This window comes from Uliginosibacterium silvisoli, from assembly GCF_036017035.1.
GTDB classification, from domain to species: Bacteria; Pseudomonadota; Gammaproteobacteria; order Burkholderiales; family Rhodocyclaceae; genus Viridibacterium; species Viridibacterium silvisoli.
This window is the reverse complement of the sequence record NZ_JAYXHS010000002.1, coordinates 768226-794520: the sequence shown is the minus strand read 5'-3', so window position 1 is coordinate 794520 and position 26295 is coordinate 768226. Positions and strand designations below refer to the sequence as shown.

Here is a 26295-nt window from a genome sequence, read left to right as displayed (position 1 = left end):
TCATTAGGGTTCAAGGGGCTCGCCGACATCTGCGTCGGCAAGTGCCACAACGGGGGCTGGCACGGCAGCGTGCAGCTCAGGATAAGCACGATCCAGCGCAACCAGCATCAGGCGACGCTCGCCAATTCCAATATCGCCATCCAGACGCGCCATCACCGTGCGGAGCGGAGGGTCAATGCTTGCATCCTCATCACGCACACGCTTGCCGTCACGCACCAGACTCTTTCGACGGCTGAGATAGAAATCTCGCAGATAGGCATAGCGATCAATTGCTGCAGCGTCAAACGCGCCTTCCGCACTCAGTAAATCGGCCCGCTCACTTACGACACGCACCCCACGCGCAATGTTCCGCGCCGGAATATCCTTGATGTAGCCAAACGGCCCCGCCGCAAAGTCGACTGCAAAGCCGCCCGCATCCCTTAACGTACGAGGCCCGAAAAAGGGCAACATCACATAAGGCCCATCACCGACACCCCACACACCAAGCGTCTGGCCAAAATCTTCTTCGTGCTTGTCCAGGCCCAGCTCACTTGCCACGTCAAACAGCCCAGCAACACCAAGTGTGGAATTGATCAGAAAGCGCCCGAAGTCACCCAGCCCCTGCAACGGCTTGCCCTGCAGGATATTGTTAAGGCCAATCCAGACATCATCGACGTTCGCAATGGCATTCGACACCCCGCTCCGGACGGGCAAGGGAGCGGCAGCGTCGTAACCCTTCGCCACCGGCCTGAGCACCCAGGAGTCGAGCGTATCGTTGAAAACGAAAATCTTGCGATTGACCGGCTCCCACGGATCCTTGGGGTTACTTCCGGTTGCGCAGCCGGCGAGGCTCAACAACAGAGCCAAGCCGGCAACAAGCCTCAGCACGGCCTTTGCCATGCAGTCGCCGGATCGGACAGGGGTCGATTTCATTTGGCCGGGCTGGCCGCAGGCTGTTCGGCAGCCTTGCTGAACATGAACTGGCTGATGAGCTTTTCAAGCACCACAGCGGATTGTGTTTTCTTGATGACATCACCCGACTTGAGCACATCCGTATCGCCACCCGGATCGAGTCCGATGTACTGCTCACCCAGCAAGCCCGAGGTGTTGATCGTCGCGTAGGTATCGCGCGGGAAGCTGTAATGGTTGTCGATCCGCATGGCGACGACGGCCTGGAAAGTTTCGGGATCAAGCTTGATCGATTCAATACGTCCGACCACCACACCGGCACTCTTGATCGGCGCACGCGCCTTGAGACCACCGATATTGTCGAACTTGGCTGTCAACGCATACGGCTCCGCCAGCTGCGCACCATTGAGGTTTCCCACTTTCAGCGCGAGAAAAACCAAGGCCCCAATGCCCATGACCACAAAAATGCCTACCCACAAATCTATCGTCGTGCGATTCACATCAGCCTCTGAACATGAAGGAAGTCAGGATGAAGTCCAGCCCGAGAATGGCCAGAGAAGAAGTTACAACGGTGCGGGTTGTCGCACGCGACACACCTTCGGCGGTTGCATCCGTATCGTAGCCTTCGAACACGGCAATCAACGCGACCGCAAATCCGAACACCACGCTCTTGGTCACGCCGTTAAGAATATCGCGCTGGAAATCGATCGCCGTCTGCATCTGTCCCCAGAACGCTCCAGCATCTACACCGATGTGCACGGCACCGATAAGGAAGCCACCATACACCCCCATTGTAGAAAACATTGCTACCAGCAGCGGCAATGAAATCGCCGCGCCCCAGAAACGCGGCGCCACCACGCGTGCAATCGGATCGACCGCCATCATGTCCATGGCATCAAGCTGCTCGGTAGCCTTCATGAGGCCAATCTCTGCCGTGATCGCGGAACCCGCGCGGCTTGCGAACAGCAGCCCGGCCACCACCGGACCCAGCTCACGCACCAGCGACAGTGCCACCAATACGCCCAGCGCTTCTTCCGACCCATAACGCTGCAGGGTGTCATAGCCCTGCAGGCCCAGCACCATGCCGACAAACAGGCCCGACACGAGGATGATGATCAGCGACAGGACGCCGGAAAAATAGATTTCTCGCAGGATAAGCTGAAAGCGGCGGAAACTCGTTCCCGATGCCAGCAGGATCCGGACAAAGAAACGTGCCGCGTAACCCAGACGCCATACGGCATTGATGACGCGTGCACCGACACCACGAAAAACTCCGACAGCGCCTTCAAGCATGATCTGGCCTCAGCAAGGCATCTGCATAGGCCGGCGCCGGATACTGGAACGGCACAGGACCATCAGGCTCGGCCCACAGGAACTGATGTACCCACGGATCGTTGGAGGCGCGGATTTCGTCCGGCGTCCCTTCCGCAACGACAGCGCCTTCCGACAGGAAATAGATGTAATCAACGATCTTGAGGGACTCCTGCACGTCGTGCGTCACGACGATCGAACTGGCGCCGAGCGCGTCGTTCAGACGACGGATAAGCTGCCCGATCACGCCCAGAGAAATCGGATCGAGTCCGGCAAAAGGCTCGTCGTACATGATGATGTGCGGATCGAGGGCTACAGTACGCGCTAGGGCCACGCGCCGTGCCATGCCACCTGAAAGCTCGCTTGGCTTGAGATGGGCTGCGCCACGCAGGCCCACTGCGTGCAGCTTCATGAGTACAAGATCGCGGATCAGCTCTTCAGGCAGGTCCGTATGTTCGCGCAACGGGAAAGCCACGTTGTCGAATACCGAAATATCCGTAAACAAGGCGCCGAACTGGAACAGCATGCCCATGCGGCGGCGCAGGCGATACAGACCATCCCGGTCCAGATCGTGAATCGGCTCGCCAAAGACACGCACGGCACCACCACGTGCCCGCAATTGACCACCGATGAGACGCAATAGCGTCGTCTTGCCGCAACCGGAGCCGCCCATGATGGCGACCACTTTGCCGCGCGGCACGGAGAGATTGACGCCGCGCAGGACTGTGCGGGTGCTGTAGCCGAAACGCAGGTCTTTGACCTCGACCAGCGGCGACTCATCCTGAACCTGATTATCCAAAACCATTCCCGTACGTTTTATCGTGCTTATGGTTTACCTTTGGGGGCGCATGATACCACGCTGCCCTGCAGCACCCGGCCGCGCGCCGAGCTGTGCATGAGAATGCGCTACACTGCCCCGCAACGCATGAAGCGGCCCGCTTGCCTGCCCATCAGTACGTGCTGGCACCCTTGTTGCAAATCAAGCCCGCGCGCATTCACGCATCCATCCAGATCCGCCGTTCAATCTCATGACAAGTCCGGCCACCTCTGCCGCCCTGCCCTCGCTGCTGATCGTCGACGATGACCCCCTCATTATCGACACCTTGCGTTACGTGCTGGAGGGCGAATTCGATCTACTGTCAGCCAGCAGCCGGGGCACGGCAATTGCACTGGTGCGGCAACGCGGCGGGCGGCTCGACCTGGCGCTCATCGACCTTGGCTTGCCGCCCTTGCCACATCGCCCTGACGAAGGACTCGCACTGATTGGTGAGCTTCTGGCGCACGACCCGCAGTGCAAGATCATCGTCCTGTCGGGGCAGAACGAGGAAGCCCATGCGCGACACGCGCGCACTTTGGGCGCACTTGAGTTCGTCGCCAAACCGACGCAACCGGAACCTCTGCGGGCAGCATTGCAGCGCGCGCTGCAACTTCGCCGCCAGGAACTGAATGTCTCCTCAGCGAACCAGGCGCTGGAGCGCATCGTTGGCGAGAGCGCCATCATTCTCGCCGCGCGCGCGCAATTACAACGATTCGCAAGCTCGCACTTCCCTGTATTGATCGAAGGCGAATCGGGCGCCGGCAAGGAGGTTGCCGCCCAGGCACTTCACGAGCTCTCAGGCGCTCATCGACGCTTTGTTGCCCTCAACTGTGCCGCCATTTCGCCAGGACTGATCGAAGCGACCCTGTTCGGCCACACGCGGGGCGCCTTCACCGGTGCGCAAGCAGCCCAACCCGGTTATTTCGAAGAAGCCGCCGACGGCACCTTGTTCCTCGATGAAATCGGTGAGCTGCCGCTGGACCTGCAGCCGAAACTGTTGCGTGTCCTGGAAAACGGCGAGTACCAGCGCGTCGGCGAAACCCAGAAACGCATCGTCCGCGCGCGCATCGTCGCAGCGACCAATCGTGACCTGCTGCAAGAGGTTCGCGCCGGCAGGTTCCGCGCTGACCTTTTCCACCGTCTCAGTGTTCTACGCGTACGCATGCCTGCATTGCGCCAGACAGGCAGCGACCGCCTGGTGCTACTCGACCACTACATGCGCATCTTCAGTGAACAGATGGGGCTGCAACCCTTCCGCCTGACCATGGACGCATTGCAGAGCTGGCAGGCCTACGACTTTCCCGGCAACGTGCGCGAACTGCGCAACATCATCATCCGCCTGCTGGTGCGGCATGCAGGGCAGGCCGTAGGCCGCGAAGAACTTGAAGCCGAGCAGGAAGCCGATGTCGCCCCGATCATCGCGCCGCCCGCGACGAGCGAAGTCGCCGGCACCAACGCAGTCATTTCAGCGCCCAATGCAGTCGCCGGCATAGCACCCGGCGGAGTCGATCTGCCAGCCGTCCTGCGCCGAGTGGAACGCGACTACATCGCGACAGCCCTGCAACAGGCACACGGCAACATGAGCCAGGCCGCACGACTGCTGGGCATCAACCGCTCAACGCTGTACAACCGAATGGAAACACTCGCACGGCACGGCGAAGATTTCGGCAATACCGAACAGCAAGGCACACAATGACCGCGATGTACCTCGACCACTTCGGTCTTTCCGAGCCGCCATTCCGCATCACGCCGCAGACCGCCTGGTTTTTCACTGGCGCACAGCGCGGCGCGCTGCTCGACGCACTGCTCTATGCCATTGCGCATGACGAAGGCATCATCAAGATCAGTGGCGAGGTCGGCGTCGGCAAGACCATGCTGTGCCGCATGCTGCTGGAGCGTCTGCCTGCCGATGCGCAGGTCATCTACATCGCAAACCCTAGCCTGTCACCCGAGGCCCTGCTGCAAACCGTGGCGCTCGAGCTGGGTATCCACGATGCCAATTCGCTGACCATCCTGCGACAGATCGAAGAGGCGTTGATCGCACGCTACGCAGAAGGACGACGCGTCGTCACGATCATCGACGAAGCGCACGCCATGCCACAGGAGTCACTCGAGCAGGTGCGCCTGCTGTCGAACCTCGAAAGCGCCAATCGCAAGTTGCTGCAGATCGTGCTGTTCGGGCAGACCGAGCTGGATGAGCTGCTGGCATTACGTGAAATGCGCTCATTGCACGATCGCATCACGCAGCATTTTGCCCTTGCACCAATGTCCGAGGCGGAAGTTGCGGCCTATGTGCATCACCGACTGGACGCCGCAGGCTATCGCGGCCCCGACTTGTTCAACAGGCAGGCGATTCGTCTGGTTACGCTTGCATCGCGGGGACTCACCCGGCGAATCAATATTCTGGCAGACAAGACGCTGATGGCGGCCTTCGCGTCCGGCACGCGCAACGTCTCACCGCGCCATGTGCGCCAAGCAGCCACCGACGCACGCTACAGCCTTCCTCCCGTGAAACGCTTCGGCGCACCTGCCTTGATCGGCATCGGCGTCGCATGCGGCATTGCAGGCACGGTGATGATTGGCCTGCACTTGTTACGACAAGACAAGCCGCCAGCACCGGTCGCCGCTCCGCAGGCAAGCACGCGTCCCGAAACGGCGGCCTCCGCTCCAATAGCGCCGATCGCATCGCCGCTGGCAAAGAGTGCATCAGCCCTTGTATCAAACCCCGTCCCGCTTGCGCCACAAAGCGCCCCGGCAGGCCTTGGCCCAGTTGCGGCCAGCCTGCTTGAAGAGTCACGCCTGCACATCACGCAATCCCCCTCAGGCAATTACTTCGTTCAGATCCAGCGCGTCTCGGCCAACGACGCACCGTCACTGGAAGCTTTCCTGCAACACGCACGCGCGTCACTCGACCCGGCACAACTCAGGCTGTACCAAGCCACGATAGACGGGCGGGTTCGTTACGGAGTGATCTTCGGAGACTTTGCCAGCGCCAGGGAAGCAGCGGCGGCCATTGCGAAAATGCCGGACTGGGTGCGCGCACTAGGCGTTTATCCACGCCAGTACAGCGCACTGCACTGAGACAGGCCGGACGTCGGACTACCGGAAGATCAGGGTTTGATGTCGGCCGTGATTTCGGCTGGAGGCAGCGCAGCGGCCTGCGCTTCGGGTGCAAGGCGGCGACCGCCATTGAAGCGCTTGACCCAGTAAGAACTGTCCATGCTCTCGACTCGCACTACGCCACCTGTCGACGGCGCGTGTACGAAGCGGTTCTCACCGAGGTAAATCCCCACATGTGAAAATGCACGGCGCATGGTGTTGAAGAACACCAGATCACCGGGCTTCAGCTCTTCCTTATTGACGCGATTGCCCAGCTTGGACATCTCGGCTGCGGTGCGCGGCAGATTCAGACCCAAGGCATCGCCAAACACCTTCTTGACCAGGCCACTGCAGTCAAAGCCGCCATCGCTCGGACCATCACCGCCATGCACATAGCGGATACCGAGGAAGGAGAAGCTTTTGTCGTACAGCGACTCGATACCGCTCTTGGTGGCCGAGAACACTTCCTGGGCACCCAGCGCGTAACGCTGCATTTTCGAGGGCTGTTGTGGCTGGACTGCAGGTTCGTCGGCAGCAAAAGCACCGACCGACAGACTGCACAGGCACACGAGAAGAAGGGTCTTTCGTAGCATGGGCTGGACTATAGCCGTGTCGTTCTTCACGGTAAACCCTGAGCGACGCGCGGCAAATCTGACGCCGGTGCGGCTATGCAACATCGCACAGCACACCGTTCGTCAGGTCGATTAAAGGTTTTATCAGCAATGATTCAAGGCCGACCACTACAGGACATCGGCCGCGTGGTCTGCCAGGCGCGAGCGTTCGCCGCGCTGCAGGGTCACATGACCGCCGTGTGGCCAGCCTTTGAAACGATCGACCACATAAGTCAGACCTGAGCTGCCCTCGGTAAGGTAAGGCGTATCGATCTGGGCAATATTACCCAGACAGATCACCTTGGTACCCGGGCCCGCACGCGTGATCAGCGTGCGCATCTGCTTCGGCGTCAGGTTCTGCGCTTCGTCGATGATCAGGAACTTGTTGATGAAAGTCCGGCCGCGCATGAAGTTCAGGGATTTGACCTTGATACGCGTGCGGATCAGGTCGCGCGTCGCCGCACGGCCCCATTCGCCACCGTAGCCACCGCCCTCCTCCGCGCCACCATTGAGCACGTCGAGGTTGTCCTCGAGCGCGCCCATCCATGGCGCCATCTTTTCCTCTTCCGTGCCCGGCAGGAAGCCGATGTCTTCGCCCATCGGCACCGTTACGCGGGTCATGATGATTTCCGAGTAGCGCTTGGTCTCGAGCACCTGCGTCAAGCCAGCCGCGAGCGTCAGCAAGGTCTTGCCGGTACCGGCCTGACCGAGCAGCGACACGAAATCGATCTCTGGATTCATCAGCAGGTTCATGGCGAAGTTCTGCTCGCGATTGCGCGCACAGATGCCCCACACATTGTTCTTTTGATGGCCGTAGTCAATCAACGTCTCAATGACGGTGTTCGGGCCGTTGCGCTGCTTGACGATGGCGTGCAGGGGCTTGTCACCATCCTGATACACCAGCTCGTTCACATACATGTCGGCGGAAAGCGGGCCCTTGACCTTGAAGTAGGTACGGCCGTTTTCCTTCCAGGACTCCATTTCCTTGCCGTGGGTCTCCCAGAAATCCGGCGGCAATTCGCGCATGCCGCTGTAGAGCAGATCCGCGTCTTCAAGAACCTTGTCGTTGAAGTAGTCCTGCGCCTGCAAGCCAAGCGCGCGCGCCTTGATGCGCATATTGATGTCTTTCGACACCAGGATCACTTCACGCGGCGAAAAGCGTTCGCTCAGGAACATGACGACAGACAGGATCTGGTTGTCCGCCTTGGCTGTCGGCACACCGGCAGGCAAGGCCTGATCGATCATTTCCGTCTGCAGGAACAGGCGGCCGGAGGCGAGTTCACTGGAGGGCTTCAACAGCGAAATACCGTCCGCGATATCACCTGGGTGCGAACTCACGATGTCGTCCATCGTGCGGCTGGCCTGACGGGCGTTGCGCGCCACTTCAGTCATGCCCTTCTTGTTGTTGTCGAGTTCTTCGAGGGTCATGATCGGCACGTAGATGTCGTGCTCCTCGAAGCGATACAGACTGACCGGATCGTGCATGAGCACGTTGGTGTCGAGTACGAACAGCTTGCTGTTCGTTTCAGATCGGGGTGTGCGCTTGGTGGCCATAGTCTCGTATGTGTCTCAAAAAGGTCCTGGTGTCAGACCATTTGGAAAAGCAGGCAGTTCTTTAACCTGCGCGGCAGGACACAGCGCTTAAAGGGTTTTCACGAAGTCGAGCACCTCCCGGGCATGACCGTCGACTTTCACGCCGCGCCACTCGCGTGCCAGCTTGCCGGTCTTGTCGATGACGAATGTGCTGCGCTCGATGCCCAGCACCTGCTTGCCATACATGTTCTTCAGTTTGATGACGCCGAACAGCTTGCACAGGGTCTCATCCGCATCGGAGAGCAACTCGAAAGGCATGCACAGCTTGGCTTTGAAATTCTCGTGCGACTTGAGGCTGTCGCGTGACACGCCGTAGATCACGGCACCGGCCTTGTCGAAATCGGCGTTGAGCGCCGTGAAATCTTCACCCTCGGTCGTGCAACCGGGTGTGTTGTCCTTGGGGTAAAAGTACAGGACGATGGTTTTGCCCTTGAGGCCTGACAGAGAAACAGTCTGGCCGCTGGTGGCGGACACACTGAACTCGGGTACGGGCTTGCCCAACATGCACTGCCTCCTTCGTATGATTTGAGGTCAGCCTAAACACATTCCGTAACCGCCGCAACCGTACCCTGTAATGGCATACTGGTAGTCCCTTCGGCCCTGACTCTCCGGGCTTTTCCCGCCAGTAGTTGCCACCCCACCTCAATCGAGCATCAGTGCCGCAGCTACCTGCCTGCCCTCAGCTGCGAGGATGTTATAGGTGCGACAGGCCGAGCCGGTATCCATGATTTCAAAGCCGATACCGGCATCGATCAAGGGCCGAAGCAGGACGGGCTTCGGAAAGCGCTGACGCCCACCCGTGCCAACGATGACCAGCGCAGGCGACAGATCGCGGATCTGCGCAAAATCAGCCTCGCTCAAGGCGTCGAATCCACCCGCCGCCCAAGGCGCAACATCGTGCCCCGGCATGACCAGCAGGCTCGCTTCGTGGCGTTCGCGATTGATGGCGACATGGTCGGCGTCATAGCTGGTGACGAGCAACAGGCCTTCAACATCGTCGCGGTAGAGCTTCATGAGCGTGTGCTTCAAGGTGGGGCTTGTTATCATAAGGGTTTTCGCAACTCGGCGCCTCGCCAGAGGACTCTCACCATGAATCCCGTGACGACGCTGCGTGCCACAGAATCACCCACCACCGAAGGACGCAAAGTGAAGACTGTCAGCAAGTCAGCCAAGCTGGCGAGCGTCTGCTACGACATCCGTGGCCCCGTGCTCGAGCGCGCGCGCCAGATGGAAGAAGAGGGTCAGCGCATCATGAAGCTGAACATCGGCAATGTTGCCGCGTTCGGCTTGGAGCCGCCTGCCGAAATCGTGCAGGACATGATCCGTAACCTGCCCGATGCAGCCGGCTACACCGACTCGAAAGGCCTGTTCGCACCACGCAAGGCCATCGTCCACTATTGCCAGGAAAAACACGTCGCTGGCGTGACCATTGACGACGTGTATCTCGGCAATGGCGCATCCGAGCTGATCGTGATGGCCATGAATGCCCTGCTCAATGCCGGTGACGAAGTGCTGTTGCCCGCACCAGACTATCCGCTGTACACCGGTGCGGTAGCGTTGTCAGGCGGGACGCCCGTGCACTACATCTGCGACGAAGCTTCCGGCTGGATGCCCGACATTGCCGATATGCGCCGCAAGATCACGCCGAACACGCGTGCGCTGGTGATCATCAATCCGAACAACCCGACTGGCGCGCTCTACCCACGCGAAGTGCTCGAACAGATCGTGCAGGTCGCTCGCGAACACCAGCTGATCGTTTTCTCGGACGAAATCTACGACAAGACGCTGTACGAAGACGAAGTACACACCAGCATCGCTGCGCTCGCCAACGACGTGCTGTTCCTGACCTTCAACGGCCTGTCCAAGAACTATCGCTCCTGCGGGTATCGTGCGGGCTGGATGGTGGTTTCGGGCGAGAAGCGCCATGCCAAGGACTACATCGAGGGCCTCAACATGCTGGCCTCGATGCGACTGTGCGCCAACACCCCCGGTCAGCTCGCCATCCAGACCGCACTCGGTGGCTATCAGAGCATCAAGGATCTCGTCGCTCCCGGCGGCCGCCTGCGCCGCCAGCGCGACCTCGCGCACGAACTGCTGACTGCCATTCCCGGCGTTACCTGCGTCAAGCCGAAAGCTGCGCTGTACCTGTTCCCGCGTCTTGATCCGAAGATGTACCCGATCGAGGACGATCAACAGTTCATTCTGGAACTGCTTGAGGCAGAGCGTGTACTGCTGGTGCAAGGCACGGGCTTCAACTGGAAAGCACCGGACCATTTCCGCGTTGTCTTCCTGCCGCACGAAGACGACCTGCGCGAGGCCATCACACGCATCGCCCGCTTCCTCGAAAATTACAGAAAACGACACGGCACCTGACCCCATGAGCAAAAGCGAATGGCAACTCCTGGACATCTGCAACGACAAGGGCGAAGTGCTGCACGCGGCCTGGCTGGCGCGCGCTGAAGGCGTGCACCGCCAGTTGCGCAGCCGCCTGCCGCAGGGACAGGAATACAGCGACAAGCTGGTACGCGCGCTGCGCGCCGGTGCACGCATGACTGTCGCGCACGACGGCGAACAGGTACTCGGCGTCGCCATCTGGCGCTCCTACGAGGACACGCACGACGGCATCAAGTTCTACATCGACGACATCGTCACCGATGAAGCGCATCGCCTGCGTGGCATCGGCAGCTCCCTGCTCGCCGCACTGGAGGACAAGGCACGCGCTTTCGGCGCCACCAACCTCGTGCTTGACGTCGGCGTTCAGCGTCACGAAACCCAGCGCTTTTGCTTTCGCGAAGGCTTCTCCATCATTTCTCACAGCTTCAAGAAACCACTCGTATGAAACCTATCAACGTAGGCCTCCTCGGCATCGGCACGGTTGGCGGCGGCACCTGGACAGTCCTCGCACGCAATGCAGAAGAAATCACCCGCCGCGCAGGGCGTCCGATCCTCATTACGGCGGTAGCTGATCGCAATGTCGAGTTGGCGCAGAAGGTCACCGGAGGTACGGCGCGCATCACCACTGATGCGTTCGAGCTGGTGAAGGATCCCGAGATCGATATCGTTGTCGAGCTGATCGGTGGCTACACCATCGCCAAGGATCTGGTACTGACGGCCATCGAGAACGGCAAGCATGTGGTCACAGCCAACAAGGCCTTGCTCGCCGTCCATGGCACGGAGATCTTCGCGGCCGCGCAGAAGAAAGGCGTGATGGTTGCCTTCGAAGCCGCCGTGGCAGGTGGCATCCCCATCATCAAGGCTTTGCGCGAGGGCCTCTCCGCCAACCGCATCCAGTGGATCGCCGGCATCATCAACGGCACCACCAACTTCATCCTGTCCGAGATGCGCGACAAAGGTCTGCCCTTTGCCGACGTCCTCAAGGAAGCGCAAGCCCTCGGCTATGCGGAAGCCGACCCGACCTTCGACATCGAAGGCGTCGACGCCGCGCACAAGGCAACCATCATGTCGGCGATTGCCTTCGGTATTCCTGTGCAATTCGACAAGGCTTATGTCGAAGGCATTACGAAGCTCGAAGCCACCGACATCAAGTACGCAGAGCAACTCGGCTACCGCATCAAGCTGCTGGGCATCGCCAAGCGCCGTGAGCACGGTGTCGAACTGCGCGTACACCCGACCCTGATCCCTGCCAAGCGCCTGATCGCCAATGTCGAAGGCGCGATGAACGCCGTGCTCGTACAGGGCGACGCCGTGGGTGCCACGCTTTATTACGGCAAGGGCGCCGGTGCAGAACCGACCGCTTCGGCCGTGATCGCCGACCTCGTCGACGTCACGCGCCTGCACACCGCCGACCCCGGCAACCGCGTGCCGCACCTGGCTTTCCAGGCAGATCAACTCGCCGATCTGCCGCTGCTGCCGATCGAACAAATCGAAACCGCTTACTACCTGCGCATGCGGGTCGAAGACAAGCCAGGCGTCCTCGCCGACATCACCCGCATCCTCGCCGACAACGCAATCTCGATCGACGCGATGCTGCAGAAGGAGCCAGGCGAAGGTGAGGCCCAGACCGATATCATCATCCTCACCCATCGCACCATCGAGGGCCAGGCCAACAAGGCGATCACAAACATCGAGTCGCTGCCGACGGTGGTAGGTGCGGTCAAACGCATTCGCCTGGAAGAACTGAACTAACCTTACCAGTGGGGCCACCGGCCCCACCTACTTAGTGCCTCGTATGCAATATCTCTCCACGCGCGGTAACGCTCCGCAAAAATCCTTCACGCAGATCCTGCTTGGCGGCCTGATGGAAGACGGCGGCCTTGCGTTGCCCGTCGAGTACCCGAAGATCAGCGCAGCTGAGCTCAGCGCCATGCGCGGCATGAACTATCGCGAGCTGGCCTTTGCCGTGCTGTCAAAGTTCGCCGACGACATTCCCGCGAGCGACCTGAAGGCGCTGATCGACAAGACTTACACCGCTGCGGTGTATTGCAACGGCCGCCCGGATTCGAACGCTGAAGACATCACGCCGCTGCGCGAAATCGAACCAGGCCTTTTCCTGCAAGAGCTGTCGAACGGTCCGACCCTGGCCTTCAAGGACATGGCCATGCAGATGCTTGGCAATCTGTTCGAGTACGCGCTGGCAAAAACGGGAGAGCACCTGAACATTGTCGGTGCGACGTCCGGCGATACGGGCTCGTCCGCTGAATACGCGATGCGCGGCAAGAAAGGCGTGAAGGTCTTCATGCTGTCGCCATACGGCAAGATGAGCGCCTTCCAGACCGCCCAGATGTTCTCGCTCCAGGACCCGAACATTTTCAATCTCGCCGTGCGCGGGGTGTTCGACGATGCGCAGGACATCGTCAAGGGCATTTCCAACGATCTGGAGTTCAAGACGGCGCAGCGCATTGGCACGGTCAACTCCATCAATTGGGCGCGCGTCGTTGCGCAGGTCGTGTATTACTTCAAGGGCTACTTCGCTGCGACCAAGAGCAACGATCAGGAAGTCGCCTTCTCGGTACCTTCCGGCAACTTCGGCAATATCTGTGCGGGCCATATCGCGCGCATGATGGGGCTGCCCATCCGCCGACTGATACTCGCCACGAACGAGAACAATGTGCTCGACGAGTTCTTCCGCACTGGTGTGTATCGCCCGCGCGGCTCGGCCGAAACGCATCAGACCTCCAGCCCGTCCATGGACATCTCCAAGGCCTCGAACTTCGAGCGCTTCGTCTACGACCTCGTCGGTCGTGATCCGGCCGTCGTGCGCGAACTGTGGTCAGAGGTCGACAAGGGCGGCGCTTTCGATCTGTCGAAGACCCCCTACTTCCTGCGCATCGCAGACTATGCGTTTACTTCGGGCAGCAGCTCGCATGCCGATCGCATCGCAACGATCCGCCGCGTGTGGCAACAATATGGCGTGATGATAGATACGCATACCGCCGATGGCCTGAAGGTAGGCCTCGAAAACCGCGAAGCAGGCGTGCCACTGATCGTGCTTGAGACAGCATTGCCTGCGAAGTTCGAAGAGACCATCGTCGAGGCGCTTGGCGAAAAACCATGGCGCCCGAAGGCCTACGAGAACATCGAAGCACTACCACAGCGCTCGACCGTCGTCGATGTCAATGTAGAACAGGTCAAGGCATTCGTCGTCGCCAATAGCTAATCCGATTCAGCGGATCAGAACAAAAGCCCCGGAGACTTTCGTCTTCCGGGGCTTTTTACTTTCTGCGGATTACCTCCAGCGAACCGACTCGGCGCTTCCTGTGACGCCCGACATCACGCTGGCACCGAAGCGCTTGGCAAAGCGCTCTGCAATGTTCTCACCCTGCGTGAAATCCTGAATTTCTTCGGCCTTGATGACATCACGTGCCACCGAGTTGACCGTGCCATAGCCATCGGCAAGACCCAGCTCGATGCTCTTGGCGCCACTCCAGAACAAGCCCGAGAACATCTCCGGCGTTTCCTTCAGGCGCTTGCCACGCCCCTTGCGCACAACGTCGATGAATTGCTGGTGGATTTCTCCCAGCATGTTGCGGGCGTGCTCTTCCTGATTGGGCTCCACAGGCATGAAGGGATCAAGGAAGCCCTTGTTCTCGCCCGCAGTCAGCAGGCGACGCTCGACGCCGATCTTCTTCATCACTTCGGTAAAGCCGAAGCCATCCATGCGCACCCCGATAGAGCCAACAATGCTGGCCTTGTCGACGAAGATCTTGTCTGCCGCAGCGGCAACGTAATAACCACCGGACGCACACATGTCTTCAACCACGACGTACAGCGGGATCGTCGGGTGCTTGGCACGCAGGCGCACGATCTCATCATTGATGATGCCTGACTGTACCGGGCTACCGCCCGGGCTATTGATACGCAGCACGACGCCCTTGGTGTTCTTGTCGTCAAAGGCAGCCGTCAGGCCCGTCACGATCTTTTCGGCGCTGGCTTCACCGCCAGGGCCGATTGCGCCCTCCAGCTGTACCAGCGCGGTGTGCGGTCCGACGCCGACTGGCTTCTCGCCATCGCCGTGCTGCCAGTTCCAGACGATGAGCAGCGCGATGAAAATCCACGTAAAGCTGAGTAGCCGGAAAAAAATGCTCCAGCGACGACGACGGCGTTGCTCCTTCAGACTTTCGAAAGCCAGCTTCTCAAGAAGATTGCGCTCCCAGCCGGGTGTGTTGCCTGCGCTCGCCGCATCATTCGCTGAATCACTCATTGCGTCCTTCTCTGTCATTCATGACTTTCAGATAGATATGACCATCGCGCTCTTCGACTGATACAGGCTCCAGTCCTCGACCACTGCATGGCCCACCCGCACAACGCCCCGACGCCGGTTCGTAAAGCGCGCCATGCGTCGCGCAAACCAAGTATACGCCCTCGTCATCGAAGAACCGGCCAGGCATCCAGTCAAGCTCGACCGGAATATGGCGACAACGATTGACATAGGCATGTGCGACACCCTCATGACGTATCACGAAGGCAGGCACGTCCTCGTCGTCTTGCCTGACGCTGAACACGACTCCGTCACCGCCATCGGTCACTGCACCGGATTCACACACCACGCGCTCGTTCAACTCCGCCATCTCGGACTCACTGACCGCCACGCAACCACTCTCGCAAGCCGCTCACATCGGGCAGCATCGCGAGGTGTGGCTCACTCCGCAGCACTTCATTCGGGTGCGCACCGCAGGTCACCGCCAACGCAGCCGTGCCGGCATTGGCTGCCATCTGGAGATCGTGTGTGGTGTCGCCCACCATCAGCACGCGCGCGGGTTCGACCATCAATTCATCGATCAATTCCAGCAGCATCTGCGGGTGCGGCTTCGAGAAGGTTTCATCAGCACAACGCGTCGAATCGAAATACTTCGCCAGATCGGCCTGCAGCAAGGCGCGATCCAGGGCTTGGCGCGCCTTTCCCGTCGCAACTGCCAGCAGGTAGCCGTCCTTGCGCAAGCCAATGAGCAACTCGCGTACATTGCTGAACAGGGCAATCTCGCTGTCGCGCTTCAGGTAGTGCAAGCGATAACGCTCGATGAGCGCTTGATACTGCTCGGGATTCAACCCCGGAAACAACCAGGTCATTGCCTGCAGCAAGCCGAGGCCAATGATGTGTTTCGCATCCTCGTCAGACGGTACCGGCAGCCCAACATCGGCAGCGGCCAATTGCACGGAGCCGGCAATCAAAGCGGTCGAATCGATCAAGGTGCCATCCCAGTCGAAAACGATCAGATCAAACGCCCGGTTTGTCACTCTTTTCATACTCCTGTTGTTGGGTGCGCTCGACCTGCGCGAGATAGTTGTTCAGGTCCGTCGGCAATGGTGCGCGCAGCTCAAGTAGCTGCCGACTTACGGGATGATGGAAGCGCAGGATTGCCGCGTGCAGGAACATGCGCGGCAAGCCTTCCTTCACCAGAGCCTTGTTGAGCGGAAAATCGCCGTACTTGTCATCACCCAGCAAAGGGAAGCCAAGGTGCTGCAGGTGTACGCGGATCTGGTGCGTGCGCCCGGTCTTCAACTCCACCTCGAGCAGGCTGCAATCCTGCCAGCGTCCGACCAGGCGCATGATGCTGTGGGAAGGCTTACCCTCGGCATTGACGCTGACGCGGCGCTCGCCGTCCGGCGTGAGGTATTTGTGCAGCGACAACTTCACATGCTGCAGCGGATTCATCCAGCGGCCACGCACCATCGTCAGGTAGCGCTTCTCGATTTTGCCGGCGCGCATCTGATCCTGCACATCGTTGAGCGCCGCCCGACGCTTGCCGATGATGAGAAGCCCGGAGGTCTCGCGATCCAGGCGATGGGCAAGCTCAAGGAAGCGCGCCTCCGGCCTTTGCGCGCGAAGTTGCTCGATGACACCAAAACTTACACCGCTGCCGCCATGCACGGCGACGCCGGCGGGTTTGTCGATCACGAGAATGGAATCGTCTTCGAAGACGACATCGAAATCACGTGGCGGCGTTCTGGAGGCCACCGCAAGGGTCGCCGCGTTGCTGTCTTCCTTCTGCGCCACGCGCATCGGCGGGATGCGCAACTCGTCACCAGCCTTGATGCGGTAGGTCTGGCTGATGCGCCCGCCATTCACTCGCACCTCACCACTTCGCAGAATGCGGTAGATATGACTCTTCGGCACACCCTTGCATTCGCGCAGCAGGTAGTTGTCGATGCGCTGGCCTGCATCCTCTTCTCCTGCCACCACCCGACGAACCGTCAAGGACGCCGGGGCTAGGGGCGCAGGACCGGCCAATGCTGCTTTGCGTAAAGTCACGTTCTTCCCATATACTGCAACTGTTTTTCCGGACAAACGTCCGGTGCGCTGTCCGCCTGAGCCCCGCCGGGGTTATACAGAACGGAATTCCGTGTGCCGCGACACGTGCCCCCGGAGCTGACCGGCGCTACGCCAGTTTGAACGATAAGCTGCTCCAGAGAGAACTTATTGTCGCGTAGCAGCAAGAGAAACGGCTCCCCTGCGTGCGTTCGCATTGCCACTGGATCACCCTTCTGCCACCTCAGCGTCTTTCCGCCCGCGATACTTTTCTCGCTGGAACGACCGGCCCGGCTCAAGGACATACCACCCAGCCAACCCGAATGTCTGGCTGCTCGGGAAGCAATCCGGAGAAACACATGTGCAAAACGCCAGAACCATCCCGGCGAAAAGTTCGCGATGTTATAGCAAGCGCACACAGCAAACCATGCCAGACCACGTGAATCACGTGATTGATTGAATAGAAACACTATAACGAGCGCGCGTCGCAGAATACACAAAACGCTCCGGACACCGCAGGCCCAGCCGCAGCGTCCTGAACGTAGTTAAAGAACAAGCCGATTCACTTGATGACCAGATAATGAAGAACAAGCAGTTTCTGACATTCTGAGTAATCAGGCCGCCTCCGGGGTTTCCTCGCAGGCGGTCGGTGTGTTGTTCTGCCCGCTCGCGCGCGGGAGAACCAAAATGAAACGCATGCTTTTCAATGCGACGCAGGCCGAAGAACTACGCGTCGCGATTGTTGATGGTCAGAAACTGATCGACCTCGACATCGAATCGGCCGCCAAGGAACAACGCAAGAGCAACATCTACAAAGGCGTCATCACCCGCATCGAGCCCAGCCTCGAAGCTGCCTTTGTCGATTACGGCGCCGAGCGCCACGGCTTCCTGCCATTCAAGGAAGTCTCCCGCTCCTTCTTCCGCGAAGGCGTAAACGCCTCCAGTGCAACCATCAAGGAAGCGCTGCGCGAAGGCCAGGAAATCATCGTCCAGGTTGAAAAGGAAGAGCGCGGCAACAAGGGCGCAGCCTTGACTACCTTCGTCTCGCTGGCGGGCCGTTACCTCGTGCTGATGCCCAACAACCCGCGCGGTGGTGGCGTATCGCGTCGCATCGAAGGCGATGATCGCGCCGAGTTGCGCGAAGCCATGGATTCGCTCGAAGTACCGAATGGCATGAGCCTGATCGCGCGCACCGCCGCCATCGGCCACGCCGCCGAAGAGCTGCAGTGGGACCTGAATTACCTGATGCAACTGTGGACCGCCATCGATGGCGCGGCCAAGTCGCAAACAGGCGCGTTCCTGATCTATCAGGAAGGCAGTCTGGTAATCCGCGCCATCCGCGATTACTTCCAGCCCGACATCGGCGAAATCCTCATCGATACCGACGAGATTTACGAGCAGGCGCGTCAGTTCATGGCGCACGTCATGCCTGCCAACGTCCATCGCGTGAAGCGTTACCGCGACGACGTGCCGCTGTTCTCGCGCTTCCAGATCGAGCACCAGATCGAGTCCGCGTACTCGCGTCAGGTGAATCTGCCATCGGGCGGCGCCATCGTCATCGACCACACTGAAGCACTCGTTTCGGTCGACGTGAACTCCGGCCGCGCCACCAAGGGCAGCGACATCGAAGAAACCGCGCTGCGCACGAACAGCGAAGCCGCCGACGAAATCGCCCGCCAGTTGCGCCTGCGCGACCTGGGTGGCCTGATCGTCATCGACTTCATCGACATGGACAATCCGCGCAACCAGCGCGAGGTCGAGAACCGTCTGCGCGACGCGCTGCGCTTCGACCGCGCCCGCGTGCAGACCGGCAAGATCAGCCGCTTTGGCTTGCTCGAGCTGTCGCGTCAGCGCCTGCGTCCGGCACTTGCCGAGACCAGCTACATCACCTGCCCGCGTTGCACGGGCACGGGCCACATCCGCTCGACCGAGTCCGCAGCGCTGCACATCCTGCGTATCCTCGAAGAAGAGTCGATGAAGGAAAATACCGGCGCGCTGCACACGCAGGTACCGGTCGATGTCGCCACCTTCCTGCTCAACGAGAAGCGCGATGACATCGCCAAGATCGAACTGCGTCACAAGGTCAACCTGCTGATCATTCCGAACCGCCATCTGGAAACGCCGCAACACGAGATCATCCGTCTGCGTCACGACCAGCTGAACCAGGAAGAGATCACGCTGCCAAGCTACCGCATGGCTGCGGCGCCGACGGATCCAAGCTATACGCCACCGTCTGCCAACCTTGAAGCCAAGGCGGGTCGCCAGGAAGCTGCCGTCAAGACGATCACCCCGGGTCAGGCCGCACCTATTGTTGAGACGCGCGTCGAGACGATCGAAGCCGCCCAACCAAAGAAGGGGTTGTTTGCACGCTTCCTCGCCTGGTTGGGTGGCAGCGAAGAAGCCGCGCCAGCGCCTGTCGCGCCAGCGAAATCCGCAAGCAGCAATGCACGCCGCGACTCACGTCGCCGTGATGGGCGCGATGGTGGTCGCGACGGTGAACGCAAGCCGCGCGACGGTCAGAACAAACAACGTGAAGAGCGGAAGCCGCGCGAAGGCCAGGCAGAGCGTCAACCGCGTGAAGAACGCGCCCCACGCGAAGATCGTCAGCCGCGCGAAGACCGCAAGGAACGCGGCAATCGCCAGGATGGCCAACGCCAGGGTAACGACAAGCGCACACGTACCGACGCAGCGCCTGTCACCGAGGCAGTTGAAGGTCAGGCTGCCGCGCAGAACAAACCACGTCGCGAACGTCCGCCACGTGAGCCTCGCGAGCCACGTGAACCACGTGACGTACAGCCAGTCGTCGCAAACGCCGAAGGTGAACAGGTGGCGGACAGCGCTCCGGTCGCGGAGGGTGCAACGCCCGCAGCAAACGGCGAGCGTGAAGGTGGTCGTCGTCGCAACCGCCGCGGTCGCGGTGGCCGTGGCCGTGGTGAAGGAGAACAAAGCGCTGCAACTGCTGACAACGAGAATGCCGAAGGCATTGTGGAGTCTGCAACGGAAGCCAACGATCAGGCAGAGCAATCTGTAGAAACGGCGTTTGCGCCGCAAGCAGAATCATCGCCCGCAGCACCAGCGGAAAGCAACAGCCCGGCACCTGCAGCTCAGCAGGAACTTGGCTTCGCCGCGGCTGAACCTGTGGTTCCAGCCCCGATTGAAGACGTAGCATCGCAAAGCGCTGTTGTATCGGCAACGGAAGAGCCAGTGCCTGTTCCGGAAGCAGCCCCCGCTGCGGTAGAAACAGTCGTGGCAGCACCAGCGGCATTCGTCGAAGCGGCGCCGGTTGCCGTCGAGGCCACAGTGACGACATATGCACCCGTCGCACCACCGGTTGCTCGTTCGCCCATCGATCTGTCGGCCTTCCTTGCCGACAACAGCCTGGAAATGGTCGAAACAGCGCCCGGTGCAAAAGCGACCGCGCCTGCGCAGCATGAGGAACAAGCACAGCCGGCACGTCGCCCTCGCGAACGCCGCGTGGTCGTGCAGGCCCAGGACGAACCTCTGCAGCAGGTAGAAACGCGCTCTTGAGCCCTTTCGGACCGACCCAGCAAAAAGCCCCGCATGCGGGGCTTTTTGTTTTTCCGTCACCCTCGTGACAGAGCCTGCAACAACAGGTCGTTCAGATGTCTGCAGCCTCGCCTGGATGCAGCGTCGACACGAGCCGGATCGCGCGCAACATCCCGTCATCATCGACGCGCCCCAAGCCCATGAAGACAGTCCCGTAGACGCGTACCTCGCCCCGCGGAACGGCAGCCATGCCAGCGCACGAGACAGCATTGCCATGCGAGAAACGCGCTTCGAGCGCCCCATCCAGGGTCAGCCGTGGCAGATGCGCAAGCAGGCTATCCGGCGCCAACAAACGAGCGACGCGCGCGCCCTCTTCCATTTCGCCGAGCGCCTCAAGCGTGACTGCCGATTCGAGACTCAACGGTCCTGTGGCAAGGCGACGCAGCGCAGTCAAATGCGCGCCGCAACCCAGCACCTCGCCGATATCCTCGGCCAGCGTGCGGATGTAAGTGCCCTTGCTGCAGCGAACGCGGATCACGACCTCTGGCACATCACCCAGATCGACGCGTTCGATTGCGAGCTCATGAATCGTCACCGCGCGCGCCTCGCGCTCGATCTCCACGCCTTGGCGCGCGTAATCATAGAGCGCGCGTCCCTGATGCTTGAGTGCCGAGTACATGGGCGGCACCTGCTCGATGGCACCGAGAAAGCGCGCGCAGGCGGCATGAATATCTGCCTCCGAACACGTCACGTCGCGTTCGCGAATGACTTCACCCTCGGCGTCGGCCGTGCTGGTGTTGATGCCCAGACACAAGGTCGCGCGGTAGGTCTTGTCCGCATCGAGCAGCATGTGGGAAAACTTTGTTGCCTCGCCGAACAGCACAGGCAGCAGCCCCGTGGCCATCGGATCGAGTGTGCCGGTATGCCCCGCCTTGGCAGCTGAGTGCAGGCGCCGCGCCGCTTGCAGCGCACCGTTGGACGTCATGCCGCCCGGCTTGTCGAGCATCAGCACGCCGTCGACAATCTGCCACTTCTTGCGTGGCGCAGCCGGATTCATCACCTTCTCCATCGACTCAGTCGGCCTCTTCGTCGCCAGCATCTTCCGGCTGCGTATCAGCCATGGCCTTGTCGATCAGCGCCGACATACGTGAGCCTTCTTCCATCGAATTGTCGTAGACGAAATGCAGCTCTGGCGTTGTATGGATGCGCACGCGGCGACCCAGCTCGCGCCGCAGGAAGCTGCTGGCGCGGCGCAAACCTTCCTGGATTTCCTCAGCGCCTTCCTTGCCCTTGAGCGAGGAGAAGAACACCTTGGCGTGTGCGTAGTCGGGCGTGATCTCCACATCGGTGATCGTGATGAAGCCAACACGCGGATCTTTCACCTCGAGGCGGATCAGCTCCGCGAGTTCTCGCTTGATCTGTTCGACAACGCGTGAACTTCTTGAGTAGTCTTTTGGCATGTTCAGCCTCTTTTCCGTTTCAGCTACAAACAACAACGGGCCTCATCAAGGCCCGTTGTTTTCTGCGCAGGCAAGCACCTGTTACAGCGTACGTGCGATTTCCTGAATCTCGAAGACTTCCAGCTGGTCGCCTTCGTTGATGTCGTTGAAGTTCTTGATCGACAGACCGCACTCGAAGTTGGCACGCACTTCCTTGGCGTCATCCTTGAAACGCTTGAGCGAGTCGAGCTCACCCGAGTGGATGACAACATTGTCGCGAATAACACGGACCAGCGAGCTGCGCTTGACGAGACCATCGAGCACATAGCACCCGGCAATCGTACCGACCTTGGAAATGCGGAACACCTGACGCACTTCCACCATGCCGATAACCTGTTCGCGCTTCTCCGGCGAGAGCATGCCCGACAGCGCTGCCTTCACTTCATCCACAGCGTCATAGATGATGTTGTAGTAGCGAATATCGACACCGTAGCTCTCGGCCAGCTTGCGTGCATTGGCATCGGCACGGATGTTGAAGCCGATGATGACCGCACCCGAAGCCTGCGCCAGATTGACGTCGGACTCGGAGATCGCGCCGACCGCACCGTGAATGACCTTGACGCGCACTTCTTCGTTGGAAAGCTTGGACAAGGACTGCACCAGCGCCTCCTGCGAACCTTGTACGTCGGCCTTGACGATGAGGGCCAGCGATTTGACTTCGCCATCCTTCATCTGATCCATGATGGATTCGAGCTTGGCGGCTTGTTGCTTGGCCAGCTTGACGTCGCGGAACTTGCCTTGGCGGAACAGTGCGATTTCACGCGCACGACGCTCGTCAACAATGCCCATGACTTCGTCGCCGGCGCCAGGCACATCCGACAGACCCAGAATTTCGACCGGAATCGATGGTCCCGCTTCGGCGATCGGTTTGCCGTTCTCGTCCAGCATGGCGCGCACGCGGCCGAAAGTTGCACCGGCCAGTACCACGTCGCCGCGCTTGAGCGTACCGCTCTGCACCAGCATCGTCGCAACCGGACCGCGGCCTTTGTCGAGACGCGCTTCGATGATCAGGCCCTTGGCTGGCGCATCCTTTGGTGCCTTCAGCTCAAGCACTTCGGACTGCAGCAGGATGGCATCGAGCAAATCGTCGATACCTGCGCCGGTCTTGGCCGACACCGGCATGAACATGGCGTCACCGCCGTACTCTTCCGGAATCACGCCTTCGGCAACCAGCTCCTGCTTGACGCGATCGGGATTGCCGTCCGGCTTGTCGATCTTGTTGATCGCCACAACGATAGGCACTCCAGCGGCCTTCGCATGGTGAATCGCTTCCTTCGTCTGCGGCATGACGCCGTCGTCGGCCGCCACCACCAGAATGACGATGTCAGTTGCCTTGGCGCCACGCGCACGCATCGCCGTAAAGGCTTCGTGACCTGGCGTATCGAGGAAGGAGATCATGCCCTTCTTCGTTTCGACGTGATACGCACCGATGTGCTGCGTAATGCCGCCCGCTTCACCTGCGGCCACCTTGGCACGACGGATGTAGTCAAGCAACGAGGTCTTGCCATGGTCGACGTGGCCCATGACGGTCACGACCGGCGCACGCGGCTCCAGCGCAACGTCCTTGTGCTCCTCGCCATCCTCAAGGAAGGCTTCCGGATCGTCCAGCTTGGCTGGCACTGCCGTATGGCCAATTTCCTCGACGAGAATCATCGCGGTTTCCTGATCGAGCACCTGATTGATGGTGACCATCTGGCCCATCATCATCATCTTCTTGATCAGCTCGGCTGCCTTGACGGACATCTTGTGCGCAAGGTCCGACACCGAGATGGTTTCCGGCACGTGGATTTCACGCACCACCGCTTCGGTAGGCGCCTGGAAGTTGGTTTGCTCCTGCGACTGCTTGCCATGACGGCTGCCGCCACGCGGACCACCACGCCAGCCAGCACCCGTGCCGGTATCGCCACGGGTCTTGATGGTGCGACGCTTGCTGTCTTCCGGCTGCTGCTTGGCGTTGCGATCGGGCGCTTGCGCCTTCTTCGGCTTTTCGTCGGTCTTGGCAGGCTTGTGCAAGGTGCCGACCTTGCCCTCAGGCTTGGCTGCAGCTGCTGCACGCGCTTTTTCCTGCTCAACCTTGAGGCGCTCTTCTTCGAGCTTGCGCGCCTCTTCAGCAGCCTTACGCGCAGCTTCGCGCGCCTGCTTGGCCTTGATTTCGGCAGCCTGGCGCGCCATCAACTCAGCATGGCTACGATCGGCACGCTGACGCGCCGTCAACGGCGCCTCGACGACCGGCTCGGGAGCTGCAATCGGCTCTGCCTGCACCTCGGCCACGACAACGGGTTCGGGCTCCGGCTCTGGAATCGGTTCTGGCTCGGGCTCTGGTTCAGGCTCTGGCGCGGCCACCACGACTTCGACTACGGGCTCCGGCTCGACAACAACAGGCACCTCGACAGGCACTTCCGGCTGTGCAACGACGATTTCGTCGTCCGGCTCAACCGCCGAAGCCTCTGCACCCAGATCCGCATCATCGCGCTTCACGAAGACGCGCTTCTTGCGCACTTCGACCTGAATGGTGCGTGCCTTGCCGGTGGAGTCCGCCGACTTGATCTCGCTGGTCTGCTTGCGCGTCAGGGTGATCTTGGACTTAGGCGCGGTATCGCCATGCGAACGACGCAGGTAGTCGAGCAAACGCGTCTTGTCGTGCTCGCTCACACCGTCGTCCAGCGTCGACTTTGTAACGCCTGCCTTCTGAAGCTGTTCAAGCAGCGCAGAAGCCGGCATCTTCAGTTCCGTGGCGAAATCCGCCACGCTCATTTCTGCCATCTGTTCTTACTCCCCCGCTTGCTCAAACCAGTGCGCGCGCGCCTTGGTGATCAGATCCTTCGCACTCGATTCATCGAGCCCCGTCATTTCGGTCAGCTCGTCAACCGCCAGATCCGCCAGATCATCACGCGTCTTTACACCATGCGTGGCGAGCTTTGCAGCAAGCGATTTGTCCATGCCTTCGAGATTCAACAAGTCTTCCGCAACGCCTTCGAGTTGTTCCTCGTTGACGATGGCCTCCGTCAGCAGCACGTTTCGTGCGCGCTGACGCAATTCGTTAACCGTGTCTTCGTCGAAGGCTTCGATTTCCAGCATTTCGGAAATCGGCACGTAAGCGATTTCTTCCAGCGACGAGAAACCTTCTTCAATCAGGATGTCGGCCACTTCTTCATCGACGTCGAGCTTCTCGCAGAAGATCTGACGCAGGCGACCCTGCTCCGCTTCGCTACGTTCAGCTGCTGCGGTCTCGGTCATCAGGTTGATGTTCCAGCCGGTCAATTCGGAAGCGAGCTTCACGTTCTGACCACCACGACCGATGGCCATGGCGAGGTTACCTTCGTCGACCACCACATCCATGGTGTGCGTTTCTTCATCGACGACGATGGAACTGACTTCTGCCGGTGCCAGTGCGCTGATGACGAATTGCGCTGCATCTGCAGACCACAGCACGATATCGACGTTCTCGCCGCCGAGTTCGTTACGCACAGCCGTCACGCGCGAGCCGCGCAGACCGACACAGGTGCCAATCGGATCGATGCGTGGGTCATTCGACTTCACAGCAATCTTGGCGCGCAGGCCAGGATCACGTGCAGCAGCCTTGATCTCGAGCAAACCGTCTTCGATTTCCGGCACTTCAAGTTCGAAGAGTTGCGAGATGAAGTCCGGCGCGCTACGCGACAGCACCAGTTGCGGGCCACGTGCATTGCGATCAATGCGCAGCAGGTAAGCGCGCACACGGTCGCCAACACGCAGATTCTCTTTCGGAATCTGCTGGTCACGCGGCAGCACGGCTTCGAGACGACCAGCCTCGACGATGGCATTGCCACGCTCCATGCGCTTCACCGAACCGGTGACGAGATGCTCGCCACGCTCGAGAAAGTCGTTGAGGATCTGCTCACGCTCGGCATCGCGGATTTTCTGCAAGATGACCTGCTTGGCAGCCTGCGCTCCGATACGACCGAAATCGATGGGCTCAAGCGGCTCTTCGACATAGTCGCCGACCTGGATGTCCGGATATTCCTCGCGAGCATCGATGATGCCCATCTCCGCTTCGTCGTTTTCGACTTCAGCATCGATCATGACAACCCAGCGACGGAAGGATTCGTACGCACCTGTTTCGCGGTCGATGGATACACGCACATCGGCCTCATCGTTGACACGCTTCTTGGTCGCGGCGGCCAGAGCCATTTCCATGGCCAGGAACACGGTTTCCTTGGCCACGTTCTTTTCACGCGACAGCGCATCTACAAGCAGCAAGACTTCGCGGCTCATTGCTTAACT

Annotated in this window: 23 protein-coding genes; 7 read left to right on the top strand and 16 right to left on the bottom strand. The window is 60.2% G+C overall.

Going from position 1 to position 26295, the window contains the following annotated elements; translation table 11 throughout:
* Positions 1-3: 3 nt before the first annotated feature.
* The 4 genes from VVD49_RS13235 to VVD49_RS13220 are packed head-to-tail and all read right to left on the bottom strand — an operon-like array spanning position 4 to position 2998.
* Positions 4-879: an MlaA family lipoprotein gene (locus VVD49_RS13235; RefSeq protein ID WP_327599653.1), complete on the bottom strand. Its 876-nt coding sequence runs from the start codon at positions 877-879 to the stop codon at positions 4-6.
* 29 nt (positions 880-908) lie between these two features.
* Positions 909-1388, bottom strand: coding sequence for an outer membrane lipid asymmetry maintenance protein MlaD (gene mlaD, locus VVD49_RS13230; RefSeq protein WP_327599652.1), 480 nt, complete (start codon positions 1386-1388; stop codon positions 909-911).
* Between the two features lies 1 nt (position 1389).
* Complete coding sequence (mlaE, locus tag VVD49_RS13225; protein WP_327599651.1) at positions 1390-2181, bottom strand: lipid asymmetry maintenance ABC transporter permease subunit MlaE; 792 nt, start codon at positions 2179-2181, stop codon at positions 1390-1392.
* Positions 2174-2998: an ABC transporter ATP-binding protein gene (locus VVD49_RS13220; protein ID WP_327599650.1), complete on the bottom strand. Its 825-nt coding sequence runs from the start codon at positions 2996-2998 to the stop codon at positions 2174-2176. The genes mlaE and VVD49_RS13220 overlap by 8 nt, the downstream gene beginning before the upstream one ends.
* A gap of 229 nt (positions 2999-3227) precedes the next feature.
* On the opposite strand from VVD49_RS13220, the gene VVD49_RS13215 reads away from it, so the two are divergent.
* On the top strand, positions 3228-4712 hold the full coding sequence (locus tag VVD49_RS13215) for a sigma-54-dependent transcriptional regulator (RefSeq protein WP_327599649.1): 1485 nt from the start codon (positions 3228-3230) through the stop codon (positions 4710-4712).
* On the top strand, positions 4709-6097 hold the full coding sequence (locus tag VVD49_RS13210) for an ExeA family protein (RefSeq protein WP_327599648.1): 1389 nt from the start codon (positions 4709-4711) through the stop codon (positions 6095-6097). Before VVD49_RS13215 ends, VVD49_RS13210 begins: the two co-directional genes overlap by 4 nt.
* 29 nt (positions 6098-6126) lie before the next feature.
* Here VVD49_RS13210 and VVD49_RS13205 read toward each other — a convergent pair whose 3' ends face one another.
* The 4 genes from VVD49_RS13205 to VVD49_RS13190 all read right to left on the bottom strand — a co-directional run bounded on the left by VVD49_RS13205 (position 6127) and on the right by VVD49_RS13190 (position 9333).
* A complete protein-coding gene (locus tag VVD49_RS13205; RefSeq protein ID WP_327599647.1) occupies positions 6127-6708 on the bottom strand; it encodes a C40 family peptidase in 582 nt (193 codons plus the stop codon).
* Between the two features lie 147 nt (positions 6709-6855).
* Positions 6856-8280: a PhoH family protein gene (locus VVD49_RS13200; protein WP_327599646.1), complete on the bottom strand. Its 1425-nt coding sequence runs from the start codon at positions 8278-8280 to the stop codon at positions 6856-6858.
* An 87-nt stretch (positions 8281-8367) separates the two neighbouring features.
* Complete coding sequence (locus tag VVD49_RS13195; protein ID WP_327599645.1) at positions 8368-8823, bottom strand: peroxiredoxin; 456 nt, start codon at positions 8821-8823, stop codon at positions 8368-8370.
* A 138-nt stretch (positions 8824-8961) separates the two neighbouring features.
* Entirely contained in the window at positions 8962-9333 is a 372-nt protein-coding gene (locus tag VVD49_RS13190; protein WP_327599644.1) for an Mth938-like domain-containing protein, read from the bottom strand.
* A gap of 75 nt (positions 9334-9408) precedes the next feature.
* On the opposite strand from VVD49_RS13190, the gene VVD49_RS13185 reads away from it, so the two are divergent.
* The 4 genes from VVD49_RS13185 to thrC are packed head-to-tail and all read left to right on the top strand — an operon-like array spanning position 9409 to position 13936.
* Positions 9409-10692 carry a pyridoxal phosphate-dependent aminotransferase gene (locus tag VVD49_RS13185; protein WP_327599643.1) on the top strand — a complete coding sequence of 428 codons (1284 nt, stop codon included), beginning with the start codon at positions 9409-9411 and terminating at the stop codon, positions 10690-10692.
* Between the two features lie 4 nt (positions 10693-10696).
* Positions 10697-11158: a GNAT family N-acetyltransferase gene (locus VVD49_RS13180; protein ID WP_327599642.1), complete on the top strand. Its 462-nt coding sequence runs from the start codon at positions 10697-10699 to the stop codon at positions 11156-11158.
* Complete coding sequence (locus VVD49_RS13175; protein WP_327599641.1) at positions 11155-12465, top strand: homoserine dehydrogenase; 1311 nt, start codon at positions 11155-11157, stop codon at positions 12463-12465. The genes VVD49_RS13180 and VVD49_RS13175 overlap by 4 nt, the downstream gene beginning before the upstream one ends.
* A gap of 43 nt (positions 12466-12508) precedes the next feature.
* The gene (gene thrC / locus VVD49_RS13170; RefSeq protein WP_327599640.1) at positions 12509-13936 is read left to right on the top strand and encodes a threonine synthase; all 1428 of its coding nucleotides are present in this window, start codon (positions 12509-12511) and stop codon (positions 13934-13936) included.
* A gap of 69 nt (positions 13937-14005) precedes the next feature.
* Here the strand turns inward: thrC and VVD49_RS13165 are convergent, their stop codons facing one another.
* From VVD49_RS13165 to VVD49_RS13150, 4 genes are read right to left on the bottom strand one after another with little or no spacing between them, the layout of a single operon-like run.
* On the bottom strand, positions 14006-14980 hold the full coding sequence (locus VVD49_RS13165) for a S49 family peptidase (protein WP_327599639.1): 975 nt from the start codon (positions 14978-14980) through the stop codon (positions 14006-14008).
* The gene (locus VVD49_RS13160) at positions 14973-15368 is read right to left on the bottom strand and encodes a Rieske (2Fe-2S) protein (RefSeq protein WP_327599638.1); all 396 of its coding nucleotides are present in this window, start codon (positions 15366-15368) and stop codon (positions 14973-14975) included. The genes VVD49_RS13165 and VVD49_RS13160 overlap by 8 nt, the downstream gene beginning before the upstream one ends.
* On the bottom strand, positions 15355-16014 hold the full coding sequence (locus tag VVD49_RS13155) for an HAD-IA family hydrolase (protein ID WP_327599637.1): 660 nt from the start codon (positions 16012-16014) through the stop codon (positions 15355-15357). Before VVD49_RS13155 ends, VVD49_RS13160 begins: the two co-directional genes overlap by 14 nt.
* On the bottom strand, positions 15995-16975 hold the full coding sequence (locus tag VVD49_RS13150) for an RluA family pseudouridine synthase (protein ID WP_327599636.1): 981 nt from the start codon (positions 16973-16975) through the stop codon (positions 15995-15997). The genes VVD49_RS13155 and VVD49_RS13150 overlap by 20 nt, the downstream gene beginning before the upstream one ends.
* 738 nt (positions 16976-17713) lie before the next feature.
* On the opposite strand from VVD49_RS13150, the gene VVD49_RS13145 reads away from it, so the two are divergent.
* Positions 17714-20554, top strand: coding sequence for an Rne/Rng family ribonuclease (locus VVD49_RS13145; protein WP_327599635.1), 2841 nt, complete (start codon positions 17714-17716; stop codon positions 20552-20554).
* A gap of 91 nt (positions 20555-20645) precedes the next feature.
* Here VVD49_RS13145 and truB read toward each other — a convergent pair whose 3' ends face one another.
* The 4 genes from truB to nusA all read right to left on the bottom strand — a co-directional run bounded on the left by truB (position 20646) and on the right by nusA (position 26286).
* Positions 20646-21632, bottom strand: coding sequence for a tRNA pseudouridine(55) synthase TruB (gene truB, locus VVD49_RS13140; RefSeq protein WP_327599634.1), 987 nt, complete (start codon positions 21630-21632; stop codon positions 20646-20648).
* Entirely contained in the window at positions 21607-21993 is a 387-nt protein-coding gene (rbfA, locus tag VVD49_RS13135) for a 30S ribosome-binding factor RbfA (protein WP_327599633.1), read from the bottom strand. The genes truB and rbfA overlap by 26 nt, the downstream gene beginning before the upstream one ends.
* Positions 21994-22074: 81 nt before the next feature.
* Positions 22075-24795, bottom strand: coding sequence for a translation initiation factor IF-2 (infB, locus tag VVD49_RS13130; protein WP_327599632.1), 2721 nt, complete (start codon positions 24793-24795; stop codon positions 22075-22077).
* Positions 24796-24801: 6 nt separating this feature from the next.
* A complete protein-coding gene (gene nusA, locus VVD49_RS13125) occupies positions 24802-26286 on the bottom strand; it encodes a transcription termination factor NusA (RefSeq protein WP_327599631.1) in 1485 nt (494 codons plus the stop codon).
* Between the last annotated feature and the right edge of the window lie 9 nt (positions 26287-26295).